Source organism: Pseudoalteromonas sp. GCY, from assembly GCF_016695175.1.
In the GTDB taxonomy this organism is placed as follows: domain Bacteria; phylum Pseudomonadota; class Gammaproteobacteria; order Enterobacterales; family Alteromonadaceae; genus Pseudoalteromonas.
Window position 1 is genome coordinate 3,147,297 of the sequence record NZ_CP068023.1, and the last position, 18,976, is coordinate 3,166,272.

The following is an 18,976-nucleotide window of genomic DNA, read 5'->3' on the forward strand; positions in this document are numbered from 1 at the left end:
GCTATCAGACTTTTATCGGTTCCTCATGTCGAGGTTTGCCAAATAGTATGAAGAAATCAACGGTGTCATTGCAGTTGTAGTGCTAACAACAGCCAAAGCAAATGCCACTTTAGGTTGTTTTTATCAATAGGAGATTTTCATGGATACCCTAGACGAGTTATTAGAATTATTAGAAAGTCCGGATATTAGGAAAAAAACTTCATCTAAGGGCAAAAAAAGAAAATGGCGTGAAATTGAAGCGCTAAAAGATAAACAGCGACTACGCAAAGAACTACAGGAATTGGATATTTTCGCAGACAGTGTTGATTTAGACGAATTTGATTTTAACTAAAAAGAGCGCCCTATACGGCGCTCTTTTTGGTTTTTATCTGCTATAGCTCGGCCAATCGCCAGTCAATTGGCTGTTTGCCCATTTGGGTGAGCAGCTGATTGGTTTTACTGAAATGGCCACTACCAAAAAAGCCGCGATGTGCTGAGAGCGGCGAAGGGTGTGGTGCGTGTAAAACATGGTGACGGTTTGTGTCTATGCTCTTACCCTTTTTCTGGGCGTGTGAGCCCCAAAGTAAGAAAATAACACCTTCGCTGTGGGCATTCAGCCTTTCAATCACTACATCTGTAAAGCGCTCCCAGCCCAAATGCTTATGTGAATGGGCTTGGCCTTGCTCTACTGTCAACACCGTATTTAACAGCAGTACGCCCTGTTTAGCCCAGTCAATTAGGTAGCCATGATTAGGTATGCGAAAGCCGTCAATATCCTGCACCAACTCTTTATACATATTATTTAACGACGGCGGTGGCTTAATCCCTGGCAACACAGAGAAACATAGGCCATGGGCTTGATTAGGTCCATGGTAGGGGTCTTGCCCTAAAATCACCACTTTAACCTGATCGAAAGGCGTGACTTTGAACGCTTCAAATACTTGTTCATGGGGCGGAAACACATTTATACCTTGAGCGCGACGCTCTGCCACGTAATCCATGGTTTGTTTAAAGTAATCTTGTTGTTTTTCCTGACCTAACACGTCACTCCACGTTGTCATGCTTCACCTTTTTTCATCATATTATAATGGCTTCGAGAAACGTCGAGTTTACCACATAAATCCGATATTCCCTCGAGCATACGATAGCTATAACGATGGAGCAGATCGGCATCTACCGAAATAGTTTGTTGGTACTTTACTGCTGGGATCGAAGGCCATTGCTGCCATGCAATTGATTTAACTTCTTGTTTAGTCTTTTCTTCAGGGATCACAATCACTTGTGGTGATTTCAACAGAACATTCTCAATGCTAATTTGCGGATAGTCCGTGGTGGCGTCGGCAAAAACATTTTTCACATTACACACAGTAAATACTTGCTGTAACCAACTTTCGCCTCCCACGGTCATCAGCGGTGATGGCCACAATTGATAAAATACAGCTAAGCTAGCGCTTTGTTTATACTGGGCTTTTAGTTCATCTAAACGTTTAGCAAATAAATCAGCCTGTTGCTGAGCTTGGGCTCCAAGGCCGGTAATTTTACCTAGGCGTAGCAACTCCTCGGGTAGTTTATCTAGATATTTCGCTTCACTATAAATCACGTCAACACCAAAGCTTTCGAGCTTTTCAAGCATAGGAACGTGACTTGCATTTTTCCACGCGATTATCAGATCAGGCTTAAGTGCCAAAATTTTCTCAACCGAAATGCCTTGATAGTCACCAACTTGAGGCAGTTGCTTGGCTGATTCTGGATAATCTGCATAGGCGACCGTGCCTACAATCCGCTTCCCAGCTCCTATTGCATAAAGATTTTCGACAATATGAGGCGCAAGCGCGATGATCCGCTCTGCGGGCTTAGCACTAATGCTAAAGGTAAAACCTAAAACAATAAATAAGGCGAATTTTAGCATCAGTAGTCAAACCCTTTTTGCGCCTTAATGCCGGCCTCAAAGGCATGCTTCACATTACGCACTTCACTCACGGTATCTGCAAGCTCGGTCAGACGTCGATGTGCACCGCGCCCAGTTACAATCACTGACTGCATGGTAGGACGGTTTTCTAGCGCCGTTATGACTTCGTCCAAATCTAGATAGTCATAGCTCAACATATACGTAATTTCGTCGAGCAATACCAAGTCGATGCTTTCATCTTGTAGCCATACTTTTGCTTGCTGCCACGTCGCCTGCGCAGCAGCAGTATCGGTTTCACGGTTTTGCGTTTCCCATGTAAAGCCCGTTTTCATGACCGCAAATGGTACGCCGACTTTTTCGAGCAAATTGCGTTCACCACAATCCCAGGTTCCTTTAATAAACTGTACAACCGCAGCGTTCATACCATGACCGACACAACGCGCAACGGTGCCAAAACCAGATGTTGACTTACCTTTACCGTTACCCGTGATCACTTGCAAAATACCCTGCTCTTGCTGCGCCGCGGCAATTTTTTCATCGACTTGTTGTTTTACTTTTTGCTGTCGTTGCTGATGCTTATCTTGTTGTTTGCTCATGTTATTCCTCAATTATTTTCATCAATTTTTGCCAATCTAAATGTGCTTCACAGCTGTCGGCAAGACGCGTAATTTGCTGCTCTCTGTGCTTCGCTAAATCAATCGCGGCTGTTCCCGCTTGCTTACTACCGGCCCAAGACAAGATAGCCTGTGTCGCGGTGACCGTATCAAATAAACCATGTAAATAGGTAGCTGCAATTTGATTATCTCGAGAGATAAAACCATCTTTCACACTGTTATTTGGATGTGTGCTAAATCGCAAGAATGGCACCTCTAGTGCCGCTCCAGAAGAGATCCCAGCATGAATTTCGTAACCACAAATTTCAGCACCTTGCTCATCCAATTGGCAAATGCCAGATACTTGCGTCAGTACTTTTTGCTCTGAAAGTGTGGTCTCAAAGTCAGCCAGACCAAGCCCAGCGACTTCACCGAGAGTTGATTCCACCGCATTTGGATCTCTGATGAACTTACCTAACATTTGCAAACCGCCACACACACCTAGTACCTTACCACCGTACCTCAGGTGCCGTTTGATTTCTTCCGCCCAACCCTGTTTGCGTAAGAAAGTTAAATCGCTCAACACATTTTTGCTGCCGGGCAGAATGATTAAATCACAAGGACCGATAGATTCTTGATAGCGCACATAACGCAAATCCACTTCAGGGTTTAAGCGCAAGGTGTCAAAGTCGGTGTGATTACTAATATGAGGAAATAGTAAAACCCTGACGCTTAACGATCCCCGTTCACAGATATTGTCCACCGTCACCGCATCTTCTGCATCGAGCGCTAGGCCATGCAAATAGGGCAATACCCCAAGTACAGGCTTACCCGTTTTTTGCTCGAGCCAGTCAAGTCCTGATTGCAATAACGCAATATCACCACGGAAGCGATTGATCACAAATCCTTTAACCAAGCTTTGTTCATAGTCACTTAATAGCGCAAGTGTGCCAACCAAGTGTGCGAACACCCCGCCTTTGTCGATATCAGCGATAATGATCACGGGGCATGCAACTTCACAGGCAAACCCCATATTGGCAATGTCATTTTCACGCAGATTGATCTCAGCAGGGCTCCCCGCCCCTTCCACTATGCACAGCTCAAATTGTTCGCTGAGGCGTTGATGTGAGGAAAGTACGGCCTCCATCGCTACCTTTTTGTAATCATGATAAGCGGCTGCTTCCATATTGCTAATGGCTTTCCCGTGAATGATCACTTGTGCGCCGGTGTCGGAGTTTGGTTTAAGTAAAATAGGATTAAAGTCTGTGGAAAGTGGGACTTTTGCGGCCTCGGCTTGGAGTGCTTGTGCCCGACCAATTTCACCGCCGCAAGGCGTGACGGCACTATTTAGTGCCATATTTTGCGGCTTAAAAGGCGCAACGGATAAACCTCTACGTTGCAGCACCCGGCAAAGTCCCGCAACCAGTGTACTTTTACCGGCATCCGACGTGGTGCCCTGCACCATTAAGGTTTTCATACGTCTTTACCTTTTAAACATTGTGGCAAGCCTGCAATAACAAAATCGACTCTGTCGGCCAATTTGGCAATGTCTTGATGGAGCCAACCAGACTCATCAACAAACTCACGGCTTAATTCGCCCAGCGGCACTATCCCATGCCCGACTTCGTTACTCACCAAAATAACAGTGGCGGCACAGCTTTCTAGTGCCGCCAGCAAATGTTCTTTTTTGTCTATGGTCGCGGCCTTACCCATTTCGCATAAACCAAAACTCAGCCATAAGGTCAAACAGTCGATAAGTAACAGCGCATCTTCGCGTGCAGTAGCAATAAGCTTATCAATATGCCACGGCTCTTCCACTAGCTGCCAGCGGCTATCGCGCTGCATTTGGTGAGCAAATACTCGGCTTTTCATTTCTTCATCTTGAGCCTTTGCAGTTGCAACATAGTAAAGTTCGTTCACCGCACCTTGCTCTAACATTAGAATAGCGCGCTGCTCTGCCAAGCGACTCTTGCCTGAGCGAGCACCGCCCAGTATTAACTGTATTTGTGCCATTAAAGTTGACCCACAATAAAAAGCAAAATAACAAGCTCAGCGAGTTGCTGCGCGGCCCCTAAACAGTCTCCGGTGTAACCACCGAGCTGAGCGTTAAACCATTTAATGCACACACGTCTTAGCACAAATAAGCAAGTGCACAGCATCAGCAAGTCGAACAGTGACAGCGCAAGCCATGGCCAACAGAAAATTAAAATCGCGATGGTAGTAAGCGTAAGACGAGTCGCCGCAGCTTTCGATAGATATTTAGCTACAGGTTTGACTTTGCTCAGCTTATCAGCCTGTACATAGTTAAGTGCACCGATTAAAGACACCGCAAAGGCACGGCTTAGGCTATGGGCTAAAATAAGTGCAGCGAGTGTCACTGCAAAGTCATTAAAGAGCATGGTCAATAGCGCGAACTTGGCCAATAGCAGCAATATCAGCGCACAACTGCCGTATGTACCAAGGCGGCTATCTTTCATGATCTCAAGCTTTTGTTCACGGCTCCAGCCACCGCCAAAGCCATCAAAAACATCGGCCAGACCATCTTCGTGAAAAGCGCCGGTAAGTAAAATACCCGCAGTCAGTGCGACAACGGCACCAAACATTGGCGATACATAACCACTGGCAACATAGCCAAACATGGCCGAGAAGCCACCAACAAATAAACCAACTAAAGAAAAGTAACCACTCACTTCGTTGAGTTCATACGATGAAGGGGCAGGATCTAGACGAATTGGCACTCGCGTTAAAAACACCACGGCAAGCTTAAATAGTCGCCACTCTTGCTGCCACTGCATTATGCGTCTACCACTTGCGTAACGTGGGCATCGGCAAAGCTTGCCATTTCGCAAAAAAAGCCTAGCGCAGCTTGTAATAATGGTAGCGCTAGAGCGGCTCCCGTTCCTTCACCCAAGCGCATATCTAAATGTAGTAATGGCTCAGCGTTTAACTGCTCCAGCATTAATTGATGACCTTGCTCCATAGAGCCGTGAGCAAACACCATATATTGCTTACTATGTGGTGCTATTCTACTTGCCAACATAGCCGCTGCGGTGGAGATGAAGCCATCTACTATTATCACTTTTTGTGCCCGTGCAACCGCCAGCATGGCACCAACCATTTGCACAATCTCAAAGCCACCAAGGCGCTGCAAAACTTGTTCTGGCGTCGCTAGCTTATCTTGATGATATTCTAGAGCCTGTTTGATAAGTGACCGTTTTTTGCAAAGCGTTTCATCGTCAATGCCTGTACCGCGCCCCACACATAATTCCACACTCGCACCACTGAGCGCTGCCAAAATTGCAGCTGCGGAACTGGTATTGCCTATCCCCATTTCACCAAAAGCAATCACGTTGCTACCCGCTTCAATAGCGGACATCACAACTTGCTCTCCATATTCAAGTCCTTGCTTGAGCTGCATTTCGCTCATCGCGGGTTGTTTATGAAAAGCATGAGTAATATCGCCAAGTCGCTGTGAGCGCAAATTCGGCGCAGGCTCACATGGCACTAATGTGCCACAGTCTACTACGGTTAACTGCCAACCAAGTTGCCGACAAAAGACGTTGATCGCTGCACCGCCCTGCACAAAGTTTGCAACCATTTGCCCAGTCACTTCGCTTGGCGCAATAGAAACCCCTTGGCTTGCAATACCATGGTCGCCCGCAAAAACAAACATTTCAGGGCGTGTTATTGCTAAGTGCTCTATGTTTAATTGCGTCTGCCCTTGTGAAAGGATCTGTACTAACTGCGCAGCCAAGGCTTCAAGCTTACCAAGCGCACCTAGTGGTTTGGTTTTTAAGTCAATGCGCTGTTGAATAAGCCTGTTTAAGCGAGTATCTAACGGTTTAACCATGGGTAACTCCGACGCCTCCAGAGCGGCGATTTTTGAAAATAAGCAATGCCAAGAAGAACACGCTGCCAATGGCGGCGGTGATCACGCCCACGGGAAGTTCCTGATTATCGATAAGAGTGCGCGACAATACATCCACCCATAGCATTAAAAGCGAACCGCAAAGCGCGGTGGCCACAAGCCCAATGACCTTTGCTTGCGAGATAAAAAAGCGCACGATATGCGGGATCATCAAGCCTACAAATCCGACTCCACCGCACGCAGCCACAAGTACTGCGGTGAGTAAGGAGCTCAATAACAACATACCTATTCGCACTCGTCCTACATTCACGCCAAGCGTGGTGGCACTCTCATCTCCGAGCAGCAAGGCGTTGAGTGGCCGACGCATCACTAAAAGCGTGATAAAACTCAGCAACACGACTAAACATGGAAGCCATAGCCATTGCCAGTTCGCCCTTGCAAACGAGCCTAGATTCCAAAACAAGATTGCACTGATGGCTTGAGGGTCACTCCAATAAAGCAACAAACTGGTAAAGGCACTGAACAGGAAAGAAAGTGCGACACCCGCCAAGAGCATAGTTTCCACCTGCTGCAGTGCATTGCGTTTTGCCACAAATAAAAGCAGCAAGATAGACAGCAAACTTCCGACAAATGCAGCGCCAGACATCATTAAACTGGACTGTGCACCAAACAGCGCGATAAGTACCACCACACCGAATGAAGCACCTGAAGAAATACCAAATAAATAAGGATCAGCTAGAGGGTTACGCGTCACGGTTTGCAAAATAAGACCCGCTATCGCCAGTCCTGCTCCTGCGCTCATCGCCAGTAACGTCCGTGGCAGACGAAGCTCAACTACCACCCGTTGTTGAAGTACGTTGGGATCGAAATTAATAATCGCTTGTATAACCGTATGCCAAGATAAATCAATCGCACCTATCTTAAGAGCCATCAGCATGCTAAAACAGCACAAGGCCAATAGCAGTATCGAGATCAACGCGATTCGCTTTGCGGCAATCATAACTGATACCCGTAATGAAAGCGTATATGCGGGATCTCACCGTTATTTGGCGGATGACGGACAGTAGAAACCTCTGCACATACTCCAAAAACTTGGCTTAATAGGGTTTCGTTAATGACTTCAAGTGGCGACCCATCTGCAACAAGCTCACCGTTATTTAATACTAATAAGCGGTCGCACAAGGCGCTAGCCAAATTTAAGTCGTGAAAAGACGCAATGATAGTAACGCCAAGTTGTTTGGCCAGCTCCATAATTTGGATTTGATACTTAATGTCCAAATGGCTGGTGGGCTCATCCATAATCAATACTTGAGGTGCTTGCACCATGGCACGTGCGATCATTGCCCTTTGCTTCTCTCCACCAGACAACGAGCTAAAACATTGCTCCAACTTATGGCTCAACCCAACCTGCTCAATGGCATGTAAGATTGCCTGTTTTTCAGCAGCCGTCGTTGTCGCGAGCAGTGATTTGTTCGGTGTTAGCCCCATCAATACCATATCAAATAATGGCAGAGTGAACTCAGCGGGGATCTCTTGTAGCACCACAGCAACATTTCTCGCGTAGGCCTTACGTCCATAACTGGTTAGCGGCTTACCGTTGAAAAATAGCGTCCCAGAACTTGGCGCTGTGTATTGATATAAAGTGCGCAGCAAAGTCGACTTTCCAGCTCCATTCGGTCCGAGTAAGCCAATAAACTCACCCGAATTAATAGCAAAGCTGAGTGCCTTTAAGATGGCCTTACCACCAAGCTGCACGCTAAGTTTATCGACTTGAAACTGTGGAGTGACTGCCATAGCACCTCTGATTGGGCACGGCAAAGTAGTAGCTTATAGACAAGCGACAACTTTGACTTAAGTCTGCCCGCTTAAGTATATGGATAGGCCTTGGTATCTGACTTATGCAAGAGACAAGGCTCAAGCACTTACAGTTGCGGGGACAGTCGAGGACTCACACCTCATTCCCAATATCTGCCTATCACGAAATTTGCAATATTATGAAGTCTAGACGTCTAAAATACAACTTTTGGCCAAGCAGTTTGGCTGCTGTCGTAAAAAACCTCAACTTTTACTATACCCGCATAGGGAATATCTATCTTCGATTGGTATGCGGTAAGTTCGGGCGATAGGTCAAGAATAAGTGCTACAAGCGCTTTTATTACTCCTGCATGGGCTACGACGGCGATACACTCTTCGCTTGGCGACGCCAAAATGCTGTGCCACCACGTGGCGACCCGCTGATGAAAATCATACATAGACTCACCCTCAGGAGGCGTGTGCAGCCAAGGGTTTTGCCAAAAATCGCCAATACTTGGAGATTGGGTCTCTCGCCAAAGCGTATCATAAGCTTGTCCATCCCATAATCCAAAATCAAATTCGGCGAGATTTGGCTCCACCTCAACGGGGAGTTGATACTGCTTTGCAAAGGCTTTAGCTGTATTCAGACAGCGCTTCCTTGGAGAGCTAATAATACGCCGCAGGCCACTTAGACTCGTTAACGATTGCAGCAATTGTTGAGCGCCTATGGTACTGAGTTCGGGATCTGTCACTCCAAGTAAATGGCCTGATAGGGTCGTTTCACCATGACGAACAAAATATAGCTGCCGCTGCATTTTTACTTAACCTGAGGTTTGTTACCCAAAAAGCAAAAACGCAAGCTAAGCTTGCGTTTTCAATTAATATCATTCTACGGTTACAGGATCTGGTTTTCTTTCCACATCTCTTCTTTTGCTAACCGCTTTTTGCGTTTGTCGCATGGATCGTCGCAATCACAAATTTTGTCAATGCCCATTGAGCCCAAACCACCACAACTACTTGCCATGGATTTCTTTTGTACGATAACGCCTACAGCCATCGCAACAGCGATAAGCATAAGTAAACCGAAAGTAAGGAGGAATAAAGACATTATCTAGCCCCTTTTATTGCTACATTGAATTGAGTGACGACGCGCAAATTATACGCTTTCATGGCGTCACTCACAATTAAATTATGGGGTGTTGTGCAGCTTAATTCAAGTACGGCTGAAATGCTTCACTCGCGTAACTCTTGATCCCTTCAGGACTTTTATACATCAAATACACGGGGAGTTGATGCTCAGTGGCATACGCCTTTGCACGTTCCGTGCCCATCACAGTCAATGCTGTCGCTAGGCCATCAGCCGTCATCGCAGATGGATGTAGTACCGTTACCGACACCAGCTCATGTTTAACTGGGCGACCCGTTGTTGGGTCAATAAGGTGTGTAAAGGTTTCACCGTCCATTTCATAAAAAATACGGTAGTCTCCTGAAGTTGCAATACCGTTTTTGCCCGGCTCTATCACCCGGTGAATTTGGCGTTGACCAACAGGCGCATCGGGTTTCTCGATAGCAATACGCCACTCACCATCCGGCTTCTTGCCAGAAACGCGTAGCTCGCCGCCGATTTCAACCATATAGTCATGAATATCATGGCCTTCGATCACCTCTGCGACCTTATCTATGCCATAACCTTTAGCGGTTGCAGAGAATGATAATTCAAGCCCCGCAACTGTTTTAATAAGGCCACTGTCATTTAAAATAAGCTTATCGACACCTATGCGAGTGCGCATATCGTCTAACTCAGCCTGTGATGGGCGCATTGTTGGTCTTTTGTCAGGACCAAACCCCCACAAATCGATAAGCGGTCCCATCGTAACATCAAGCGTTTTGGTCGACTTTCCAAGGCGGATAGATTCTGCAACTACCAAGCGAAAGTCTTCACTGATAGGCATGACGGTATTCGCTGCTAAATGGTTAAACTGGTTAATCTCAGAGTCTGGGATATAGGTGGACATAGATTGGTTAACAACCTTTAATGCTTGCTCAACCTCATCGTGCAGCTGCGCTTGTGAGAGCTGCTTTTCACCTGGGAATACTTTAATGTTGTAAGTCGTGCCCATAGTTTTACCAGACAGCACGATTTCCTTAGCTTCAGGTTTTGCGTCTTGGCACCCTGTTAAAAAAACGAATAAAAGCGAAATGATAAAAAATCTAGATAAAAAAGCGTAACTTGCTTGCATCAGAATTCCCTGAGTTTAGTACAAACGGGTATAAAAAAGCCCTCGAGCAAAGCATTTTGCTGGAGGGCTTATATTCTAACTTAAGTTCATTGTTAGACCGAAACCTAATTAACCACCGAAGTCATCAAGTAGGATGTTTTCGTCTTCAACACCTAAGTCTTTAAGCATGTTAATAACTGCCGCGTTCATCATTGGAGGACCACACATGTAGAACTCACAATCTTCTGGCGCTTCATGGTCTTTAAGGTAGTTTTCAAAAAGTACGTTATGAATGAAGCCAGTGTAACCTTCCCAGTTATCCTCTGGTTGAGGATCTGAAAGGGCAACATGCCATTGGAAGTTATCATTTTCTTCAGCTAGGCCGTCAAAGTCTTCCACGTAGAACATTTCACGCTTAGAACGTGCACCGTACCAGAAAGACATCTTACGCTTAGAGTTAAGACGCTTAAGCTGATCGAAGATGTGTGAACGCATTGGCGCCATACCAGCACCACCACCAACAAATACCATTTCTGCATCTGTGTCTTTCGCGAAGAATTCACCGAATGGACCAGAAATAGTAACCTTATCACCTTCTTTAAGTGACCAGATGTACGATGACATCTTACCACAAGGTAATGTTAGGTTATTTGGCGGCGGAGTTGCGATACGTACGTTTAGCATGATGATGCCAAACTCTTCTGGGTAGTTAGCCATTGAGTAAGCACGGATCGTTTCGTCGTCAACTTTAGACTCTAGCTTAAAGAAACCAAAACGTTCCCAGTCAGCACGATATTCTTCAGGAATATCATAGTCTGCATATTTAACATGGTGAGCTGGTGCTTCAATCTGAATGTAACCACCGGCACGGAAAGGTACAACTTCACCTTCAGGGATGCCTAGTTTTAGTTCCTTGATGAAAGTTGCTTTGTTATCGTTAGAGATAACAGTACATTCCCACTTCTTAACACCGAAGATTGATTCTTCAACTTCGATTTCCATGTCGTTTTTAACGTTAACCTGACACGCTAGACGACAGCCTTCACGTGCTTCACCTTTAGAGATGTGGTCAAGTTCGGTTGGTAGAATATCACCACCACCCTCTTTAATATGTACGCGACACTGACCACATGAGCCACCGCCACCACATGCAGACGATACGAAAATACCCGCGTTTGCAAGTGCACCTAATAGCTTACCGCCAGCAGGAGTCTTGATCGCTTTTTCAGGATCGCCGTTAATATCAATTGTAACGTCACCGCTTGCTACAAGCTTCGATTTCGCTGCAATGATGATAAGCACTAGCATCACAACGATAGCGATGAACATGCTTACGCCTAATACAATAGTTTCCATCGTATAGTTTCCTCGCTACCTTACAGTGAAATACCAGAGAATGACATGAAGCCAAAGCCCATTAGACCTACAGTAACAAAGGTAATACCTAAGCCACGTAAACCATCAGGAACGTCTGCATACTTCATCTTCTCACGAATACCTGCTAACAATACGATAGCAAGTGCCCAGCCCACACCTGAACCTAGACCATAAACTACAGATTCACCGAAGTTTAAGTTACGCTCAACCATGAATGATACCGCACCGAAAATCGCACAGTTAACTGTGATTAGCGGTAGGAAGATACCAAGTGCGTTGTATAGTGCAGGGAAGAACTTGTCCAATGTCATTTCTAGAATTTGAACTAGCGCTGCGATTACACCGATAAACGTCAAGAAGCGTAGGAAGCTAAGATCTACTTCTGCAAAACCTAACCACTCTAATGCACCAGGCGCTAGCACTGCGTGATAAACCAAGTTGTTTACTGGTACAGAGATACCAAGTACTACAACTACCGCAATACCTAGACCTAGCGACGTTGTTACTTTCTTAGATACCGCCAAGAAAGTACACATACCTAAGAAGAAAGATAAAGCTAAGTTTTCAATGAAAACCGCTTTAACGAATAAACTAATATACTGTTCCATCTCTCTCCCCTTATGCCTTCGCTTCTACTTGCTCTTTCTTCCAAGTACGAAGTACCCAAATGAAAGAACCAACAATAAAGAACGAGCTGAATGGCATAACTAGTAGACCCATAGGCTGATACCAACCACCTTCAGAAATAAGTGGAAGGATTTCAACACCAAACAATGTACCTGCACCGAATAGTTCACGGATAAAGCCAACTGTTAGAAGTACAACAGAGTAACCTAAGCCGTTACCAATACCGTCAAGGAATGACATTGTTGGTGGCGACTTCATTGCATATGCTTCTGCACGACCCATTACGATACAGTTAGTAATTATAAGGCCGATGAACGTTGATAGTTCTTTTGCTGTTGAGTAAACAACGGCTTGAAGCACTTGGTCTACAACGATTACTAAAGATGCAATAATCGTCATTTGGACAATGATACGCACACTTGAAGGAATGTGATTACGGATCATTGAGATAAATAAACTTGAAAACGCAGTAACCAATGTCAACGCGATTGACATGATAAGTGCATTTTTAAGACTTGATGTTACCGCCAGTGCAGAACAGATACCCAACACTTGTAGTGCAATCGGGTTGTTCGCAAAAACAGGACCAAACAAGACTTCCTTCATTTCTTTTGCATTAGCCATTAGTTCAATGCTCCTTTACGTACTTTCGCAAGGAATGGACCAAACGCTTTGTCGCTTGTCCAGAAATCAACTGTGTGATCAACACCGTTAGAAGTAAGTGTTGCACCAGATAGACCGTCTACCTTGTGTTCGTTACCGCCAGCACTACCTTTAACTACGTCGATAGGAAGCTCTTTACCATCCCAAAGTGCAGTCCACTTAGGATTTTGGATTTCACCACCAAGACCTGGAGTTTCGCTGTGCTTATAAAAGTTGATTGACTTAATCGTCTCACCATCAGCTTCTAGTGCAAGGAAGCCATACATCACACCCCAAAGGCCGTAACCTTGAATTGGTAGAATGATAGTAGACACTTTACCTTGGTCATCTTTTGCGAAATAAACTGGAGAGTTATTCGTGATACGTTGAATACCCGCTTTGTCTTCTGCTTTTGAAAGTTTGTAACTACGTTTGGCATCAAACTTAGTCGCTTCAAAGTCAAAAGATTCCGCTTTAACGTCTTCTACAAACTCACCTGTTTTAAGACTAACAACACGTGATTCGATATTTTGGTTAAAAACTTCAGACACGTTTTTAACTTTATCGTAGCCAGCAACGGCTAAAATGTTACGTTGAATATCTTCGTTTTTGTTTGCTTGCTGCATAGGGCGAAGCTGAACCGAAGCAAAAGATACTACGATTGCACACACTAAACATAAGCCAACAACTACGCCGAGCGTTTTGCCCATTGATTCATTCTTAGTTGACACGTGCCAATCTCCTCTTCACATTAGACTGCACTACGAAGTGGTCGAATAGTGGAGCAAAAAGGTTAGCGAATAGGATTGCCAACATCATGCCCTCTGGATATGCCGGGTTAACAACACGGATAAGCACAACCATTACACCGATTAACGCACCGTATAACCACTTACCTTTGTCTGTGAAAGACGCAGATACAGGGTCTGTTGCCATAAAGAACATACCAAATGCGAAACCACCAAGTACTAAGTGCCAATGCCAAGGCATTGCAAACGCAGCATTAGTTTCAGAACCGATTGCATTTAGAACAAATGACATCACAACCATACCGATGAATGTGCCCAGTACAATGCGCCATGATGCAATACGAACATAAATGAGGAACAAACCACCCAATAAAATAGCTAAGGTCGACGTTTCACCAACAGAACCTTGGATAAAGCCATAAAACGCATTAAACCAAAGGTCCATATTGCTGTAATCTAAAGCGCCTGCGCTAGCTTGACCTAGATAAGTTGCACCAGAGAATGAGTCAACAGCAGTCCACACTGTGTCACCAGAAATATCAGCTGGATATGCGAAGAATAAGAACGCACGGCCTGCAAGAGCTGGGTTTAAGAAGTTACGACCTGTACCACCGAAGATCTCTTTCGCAACAACTACACCAAACGTAATACCTAAAGCGGCTTGCCATAACGGAATTGTTGCAGGCAGGATAAGCGCAAATAGAACCGAGGTTACAAAGAAACCTTCGTTTACTTCGTGCTTACGAACTGACGCGAATAACACTTCCCAGAAGCCACCAACCGCAAACACAGTTGCATAAATAGGCAAGAAGAAGCACGCACCGTAGAACGTTTTGGCGCCCCAACCTGCATCAGCGGTTAATTCTCCGCCAAGCGCTTGGAAAATAGCTACCTGCCAAGTATTAGCAAGCTCAAAACCGTTACCTAGTGCAAGCGCAGCTTGGTGACCGATGTTGAACATACCAAAGAACATTGCAGGGAACGTCGCCATCCACACTAAAATCATAATACGTTTTAGGTCGATGTTATCGCGAACGTGCGTTGCACCTTTGTTTACATAACCAGGAGTATAGAAGATAGTTGCTACGGCTTCGTAAAGCGCGTACCACTTCTCGTGTTTACCACCAGGCTCAAAGTGAGGTTCAATGTCTTCTAAAAATTTCTTTAAGGCCATTTTTAACCTTCCTTCTCGATAGTAGTCAGGCAATCGCGTAGGATTGAACCGTACTCATATTTGCCCGGACATACGTAAGTACATAGTGCTAAATCTTCTTCATCTAGCTCTAGTGCACCCAACGAAATCGCAGAATCTAGATCACGTGAAATAAGATCACGTAATAATAGCGTTGGCAAAATATCGAGTGGCATAACACGCTCATAGTTACCAATTGGTACCATCGCACGCTTAGAACCACCAGTAGACGTTGTCATCTTGAACAAACGGCTAGGTGCTAAGTGTGAAATGAATGTACGTGTTACTGAGAATTTGTCACTACCCGGAGCGATCCAGCCAAATAGCTCTTTCTCGCGACCTTCAAGTAAAACTGATACTTGAGTATGGTAACGACCAAGGTAAGCGTGAGGGCCAGTTGCTGTTTTACCAGCTAACACAGAGCCAGAAATGACTCGGTTATCACCGTCTTCAAGCTCGCCTGCAACTAAATCTGTTAGCGACGCACCGACATGAGTTTTTACTAAGCGAGGGTTCTTAACTCGAGGACCTGCTAGAGCAATAACTCTATCTGAGTAGATTTCACCTGTCAGGAACAACTTACCAAACGCGATGACATCTTGGTAACCAATGTGCCAAACTTGCTTGTTTGTACCTACAGAATCTAGGAAGTGAATGTGAGTACCCACGTTACCTGCTGGGTGCAAACCTGCAAACTCATGAACTTCTACTTGTGAGATAGAAGAACTAGGTACGTTAGCACCCGCTTTCTTACACACAAATACTTTGCCTTCAGTCAAACGAGATACAACCGCTAGACCCGCTTCAAACGCTTCCACGTTTTCTGCGATGATAACAGCAGGATCTGCTGCTAACGGATTAGTATCTGTTGCTGTCACAAAGATTGAGCTAGGTGTTGCACTCGGCACAGCGACACGGCTGAATGGACGTGCACGAAGCGCTGGCCATTGACCAGACTCGATTAGCACTTCCTTCACTTTTTCAGAGTCTAAGTTGCTTAAATCAGCAGCTGAAAACTTCTCGAAAGTGATTTGCTCGTCGCCTTGAACTTCGATCACAACGGATTGAAGTACACGCTTAGCACCACGGTTAATTTCTTTAACTACACCAGAAGCTGGCGCAGTAAACTTGACGCCTGGGTTCTTTTTATCTTCAAAAAGAACTTGGCCTTTTTTGACTTGGTCATCCACACGAATATGCATGGTAGGACGCATACCGATGAATTCTTCACCTAGCACAGCTACTCGTTTGACAGCAGAACCATCATGAATAACTTGCTGAGGTGCGCCCTCTATTGGTAAGTCCAGACCTTTTTTTATGTTGATCATACGCACTTGCATTACATTAACGGAAAGAAACTGAAAATATCTTTAGTCACCACAGCGCCACCTCGTTTGTACTAAGTATTAGGTATAAAGAGCAGAAAGTTATGAGTCCGGATAGGGTTCCCAAACAAGCCCCTTTAAAATACCTCTCAACGCGCACAAAAAAGCAGCGTCGTGATAAAAGTCCTCACATATTTCTCTGATTTTAACATTAATCGTACTGAGTATGCGAGTGGAATTATGAAATTAATACGACTTTAACGTGGATTTAGATTAGTTGAAAAATCCATCACTGGAAGGAGTATAGACCAAAGTTGCATAGATAAAATTTTTCTTACCCTAATCTGCAAAATAAGTAAAAATTCACGGTCAAACAAAAACGGGCAAAGCACCAAGTAGCACTTTGCCCGCAAAATCAAAAACCGTGAGATTAAACGAGGTGATTAATTTCTACCGTTGCATCTACATCAGCTTCGTAATCTACGCCGTCAACCCCGAATCCGAATAGCTTCAAGAATTCGTTGTGATAACCAACATAATCCGTCAGTTCATCGATTGTATCGGTATCAACAGTATCCCAAATAGTTTGCACACGAGCTTGAACGCCGTCTTCTAGTTCCTTATAGTTTTGGAACAAGTGACCGCCATCATCAAAGCGTGGCAATTGACCATATAGATTTTCAGTAAACAACCCATGAATTTGCTCGATAGTTCCTTCATAAGTTCCATCACCTTTCATCACTTTGAATAGTGCAGAGATATAAAGAGGCATAATTGGAATAGCAGAGCTTGCCTGCGTCACTACTGCATTCAGTGAAGACACATACGCTTCGCCATTAATATCAGCAGTAGTTTCGCGAATTGCCAGCGTCGCACGGTCCAAGTCCTCTTTTGCTTTACCAATTGTTGCGTGACCGTATATTGGCCAAGTCAACTCTTTACCAATATAAGTGTATGCCGTTGTTTTGAAACCATCAGCCAGTACATCAGCTTGCTTAAGCGCATCAATCCAAAGTTCCCAGTCTTCACCACCCATCACTTTAACCGTATTGGCAATTTCGTCTTCGTTAGCAGCTTCAACTGTCATCTCATCAATGACGCGCTTTGAAGTATTCAGGTTTTTAGTTGTGATAGCTGAGCCGATTGGCTTAAGTGTTGAAGAATAAACTTCATCAGATTTAGGATCTTTACGACGAGGAGACGCAAGGCTATATACCACTAAATCTACTTTACCCAGTTCAGCTTTGATGGTGTCGATGGTTTTTTGCTTCAACTCATCAGAAAACGCATCGCCATTGATATTTTTAGACCACAAACCTGCTTCTTCTGCAGCTTGTTGGAATGCAGCCGTATTATACCAACCCGCTGACGCTGTTTTCTTCTCTGAGCCTTCTTTTTCAAAGAAGATACCTAGCGTTTTCGCACCGGCACCAAATGCAGCCGTGATACGCGATGCCAAGCCATAACCTGTCGATGCACCAATTACTAATACATTTTTAGGACCATTTTCGATTTGGCCTTGTTGTTTTACGTATTCAATCTGTTCTTGAACGTGTGCAGCACAGCCTACCGGATGCGCATTAGTACAAATAAATCCGCGAATTTTTGGTTTGATGACCATAAGAGATCCTATCCATTGATTTGATACAAAATAAAAGTGAGATTGGTCTCACTTTATTAAAATTACTGCGTAGTGTACTGGCAGATATGTAAAACACACATCTGATCAGCTATCGAACTTAGAACCACCCAAGCATTTTGGTGACTCAGGCGTCTGACCTTCTTTGTCCGAAAACTCTTCTGGTGTATAGGCATGAATGGCCAAAGCGTGAATATGGTTTTGCAGCTCATCTTTTAGCACTTCATTGATCTTTCGATGACGTTGCAGCAGCCTCTGGCCAATAAACTGTTCGCTTACAACAATGACTTTAAAGTGAGACGCTTCGCCACGGCTGTGCATATGGCTTTCATTGATAACGTTCAGATGCTTGCACGCAACGGCTTCAGCTATTTTGTCATAAATCTGTGATTGCATTGACATTATACTTTGTCTCCTAGAGCAATTCGTGACGCTACTATACGCCGTTCAGCGCGTATTTCCAACACTTCGAAAGGTGAGATTAATACGCCCCTGAGTCACCTTAGCCTGCTTTGGCAAAGCATGTTGATAGTCGCGCTGACTGTCACCTTGCATTACCAATAAGCTGCCCGTTTCCAATAAAATGTCGGTTACACAGTGGCTGACTTTGTGGCGTATTTTAAATTTGCGGGTCGCGCCAAGCGACAGTGAAGCAATTATGGGCGTCAAACCGAGCTCTGGTTCATCATCACTGTGCCAGCCCATACTGTCTTGACCATTACGATAAAAATTGGCCAATACCGCATTAAAAGGAATATTAAATCTGCGCTCTAGCGTTTGTCTGATCCCAAGCAATACCGAAGGCCAAGGAGCATTTTCAAGTCGCTTTCCTGAATAACTGTAATGCACGTCAGGGTCGGCAATAAAGCGTTCGAGTCGAGGCGTTTGATGGGTCTTACCAAATAAGGTGATGGTATTTTGCTGCCACGCTAAGCTATTAAGTAGTACATTATATAGCGCTAGACTTTTATCGTAGCTAATAGCCTGTGCTTGATAGCTAAAACCGCTCGGCAAGTTCCGTGCTTTGTCTACTGCTCTCATGTTAAACTACCCGCTGCTTTTA

Annotated in this window: 22 protein-coding genes and 1 riboswitch; of the genes, 1 reads left to right on the forward strand and 21 read right to left on the reverse strand. The window is 44.8% G+C overall.

Features of this window, described 5'->3' with window-relative positions:
• Positions 1–139 precede the first annotated feature (139 nt).
• The gene (locus tag JJQ94_RS19475; protein ID WP_099030140.1) at positions 140–331 is read left to right on the forward strand and encodes a DUF3545 family protein; all 192 of its coding nucleotides are present in this window, start codon (positions 140–142) and stop codon (positions 329–331) included.
• Between the two features lie 40 nt (positions 332–371).
• On the opposite strand, the gene ung is transcribed toward JJQ94_RS19475, so the two are convergent.
• The 21 genes from ung to JJQ94_RS19580 all read right to left on the reverse strand — a co-directional run bounded on the left by ung (position 372) and on the right by JJQ94_RS19580 (position 18,954).
• Positions 372–1,040, reverse strand: a complete 669-nt coding sequence (ung, locus tag JJQ94_RS19480) for a uracil-DNA glycosylase (RefSeq protein ID WP_017216385.1) — start codon at positions 1,038–1,040, stop codon at positions 372–374.
• Complete coding sequence (locus tag JJQ94_RS19485) at positions 1,037–1,888, reverse strand: cobalamin-binding protein (RefSeq protein ID WP_099030139.1); 852 nt, start codon at positions 1,886–1,888, stop codon at positions 1,037–1,039. Before JJQ94_RS19485 ends, ung begins: the two co-directional genes overlap by 4 nt.
• Complete coding sequence (gene cobO / locus JJQ94_RS19490) at positions 1,888–2,484, reverse strand: cob(I)yrinic acid a,c-diamide adenosyltransferase (protein WP_099030138.1); 597 nt, start codon at positions 2,482–2,484, stop codon at positions 1,888–1,890. Before cobO ends, JJQ94_RS19485 begins: the two co-directional genes overlap by 1 nt.
• Before the next feature lies 1 nt (position 2,485).
• On the reverse strand, positions 2,486–3,958 hold the full coding sequence (locus JJQ94_RS19495; protein WP_099030137.1) for a cobyric acid synthase: 1,473 nt from the start codon (positions 3,956–3,958) through the stop codon (positions 2,486–2,488).
• Entirely contained in the window at positions 3,955–4,494 is a 540-nt protein-coding gene (gene cobU / locus JJQ94_RS19500) for a bifunctional adenosylcobinamide kinase/adenosylcobinamide-phosphate guanylyltransferase (protein ID WP_099030136.1), read from the reverse strand. The genes JJQ94_RS19495 and cobU overlap by 4 nt, the downstream gene beginning before the upstream one ends.
• Entirely contained in the window at positions 4,494–5,276 is a 783-nt protein-coding gene (locus tag JJQ94_RS19505) for an adenosylcobinamide-GDP ribazoletransferase (protein WP_099030135.1), read from the reverse strand. Before JJQ94_RS19505 ends, cobU begins: the two co-directional genes overlap by 1 nt.
• Positions 5,276–6,331, reverse strand: a complete 1,056-nt coding sequence (gene cobT / locus JJQ94_RS19510) for a nicotinate-nucleotide--dimethylbenzimidazole phosphoribosyltransferase (RefSeq protein ID WP_099030134.1) — start codon at positions 6,329–6,331, stop codon at positions 5,276–5,278. The genes JJQ94_RS19505 and cobT overlap by 1 nt, the downstream gene beginning before the upstream one ends.
• A complete protein-coding gene (locus JJQ94_RS19515; protein ID WP_099030133.1) occupies positions 6,324–7,349 on the reverse strand; it encodes a FecCD family ABC transporter permease in 1,026 nt (341 codons plus the stop codon). Before JJQ94_RS19515 ends, cobT begins: the two co-directional genes overlap by 8 nt.
• Positions 7,346–8,143: an ABC transporter ATP-binding protein gene (locus JJQ94_RS19520; RefSeq protein WP_099030132.1), complete on the reverse strand. Its 798-nt coding sequence runs from the start codon at positions 8,141–8,143 to the stop codon at positions 7,346–7,348. Before JJQ94_RS19520 ends, JJQ94_RS19515 begins: the two co-directional genes overlap by 4 nt.
• A 69-nt stretch (positions 8,144–8,212) precedes the next feature.
• A riboswitch (cobalamin riboswitch) is annotated at positions 8,213–8,340 on the reverse strand.
• 18 nt (positions 8,341–8,358) lie between these two features.
• The gene (locus JJQ94_RS19525; RefSeq protein WP_099030131.1) at positions 8,359–8,958 is read right to left on the reverse strand and encodes a histidine phosphatase family protein; all 600 of its coding nucleotides are present in this window, start codon (positions 8,956–8,958) and stop codon (positions 8,359–8,361) included.
• An 80-nt stretch (positions 8,959–9,038) separates the two neighbouring features.
• Positions 9,039–9,251: a (Na+)-NQR maturation NqrM gene (nqrM, locus tag JJQ94_RS19530; protein ID WP_010372193.1), complete on the reverse strand. Its 213-nt coding sequence runs from the start codon at positions 9,249–9,251 to the stop codon at positions 9,039–9,041.
• A 100-nt stretch (positions 9,252–9,351) separates the two neighbouring features.
• Positions 9,352–10,383, reverse strand: coding sequence for an FAD:protein FMN transferase (locus tag JJQ94_RS19535; RefSeq protein WP_099030130.1), 1,032 nt, complete (start codon positions 10,381–10,383; stop codon positions 9,352–9,354).
• 108 nt (positions 10,384–10,491) lie between these two features.
• The gene (nqrF, locus tag JJQ94_RS19540) at positions 10,492–11,718 is read right to left on the reverse strand and encodes an NADH:ubiquinone reductase (Na(+)-transporting) subunit F (protein WP_010372196.1); all 1,227 of its coding nucleotides are present in this window, start codon (positions 11,716–11,718) and stop codon (positions 10,492–10,494) included.
• Between the two features lie 20 nt (positions 11,719–11,738).
• The gene (gene nqrE, locus JJQ94_RS19545; protein ID WP_045987684.1) at positions 11,739–12,347 is read right to left on the reverse strand and encodes an NADH:ubiquinone reductase (Na(+)-transporting) subunit E; all 609 of its coding nucleotides are present in this window, start codon (positions 12,345–12,347) and stop codon (positions 11,739–11,741) included.
• A 10-nt stretch (positions 12,348–12,357) separates the two neighbouring features.
• Positions 12,358–12,990 (reverse strand): NADH:ubiquinone reductase (Na(+)-transporting) subunit D, encoded by a 633-nt coding sequence (locus JJQ94_RS19550; RefSeq protein ID WP_010606099.1) that lies wholly within the window; start codon positions 12,988–12,990, stop codon positions 12,358–12,360.
• Positions 12,990–13,739: a Na(+)-translocating NADH-quinone reductase subunit C gene (locus JJQ94_RS19555; protein WP_010606098.1), complete on the reverse strand. Its 750-nt coding sequence runs from the start codon at positions 13,737–13,739 to the stop codon at positions 12,990–12,992. Before JJQ94_RS19555 ends, JJQ94_RS19550 begins: the two co-directional genes overlap by 1 nt.
• Positions 13,729–14,931, reverse strand: a complete 1,203-nt coding sequence (locus JJQ94_RS19560) for an NADH:ubiquinone reductase (Na(+)-transporting) subunit B (protein ID WP_010606097.1) — start codon at positions 14,929–14,931, stop codon at positions 13,729–13,731. The genes JJQ94_RS19555 and JJQ94_RS19560 overlap by 11 nt, the downstream gene beginning before the upstream one ends.
• Before the next feature lie 2 nt (positions 14,932–14,933).
• A complete protein-coding gene (locus tag JJQ94_RS19565) occupies positions 14,934–16,277 on the reverse strand; it encodes a Na(+)-translocating NADH-quinone reductase subunit A (protein WP_099030202.1) in 1,344 nt (447 codons plus the stop codon).
• Positions 16,278–16,704: 427 nt separating this feature from the next.
• Positions 16,705–17,895 carry an enoyl-ACP reductase FabV gene (gene fabV / locus JJQ94_RS19570; protein WP_099030129.1) on the reverse strand — a complete coding sequence of 397 codons (1,191 nt, stop codon included), beginning with the start codon at positions 17,893–17,895 and terminating at the stop codon, positions 16,705–16,707.
• 105 nt (positions 17,896–18,000) lie between these two features.
• Positions 18,001–18,315, reverse strand: coding sequence for a BolA family protein (locus JJQ94_RS19575; protein ID WP_099030128.1), 315 nt, complete (start codon positions 18,313–18,315; stop codon positions 18,001–18,003).
• Between the two features lie 45 nt (positions 18,316–18,360).
• Complete coding sequence (locus JJQ94_RS19580; RefSeq protein WP_099030127.1) at positions 18,361–18,954, reverse strand: alpha-ketoglutarate-dependent dioxygenase AlkB family protein; 594 nt, start codon at positions 18,952–18,954, stop codon at positions 18,361–18,363.
• Between the last annotated feature and the right edge of the window lie 22 nt (positions 18,955–18,976).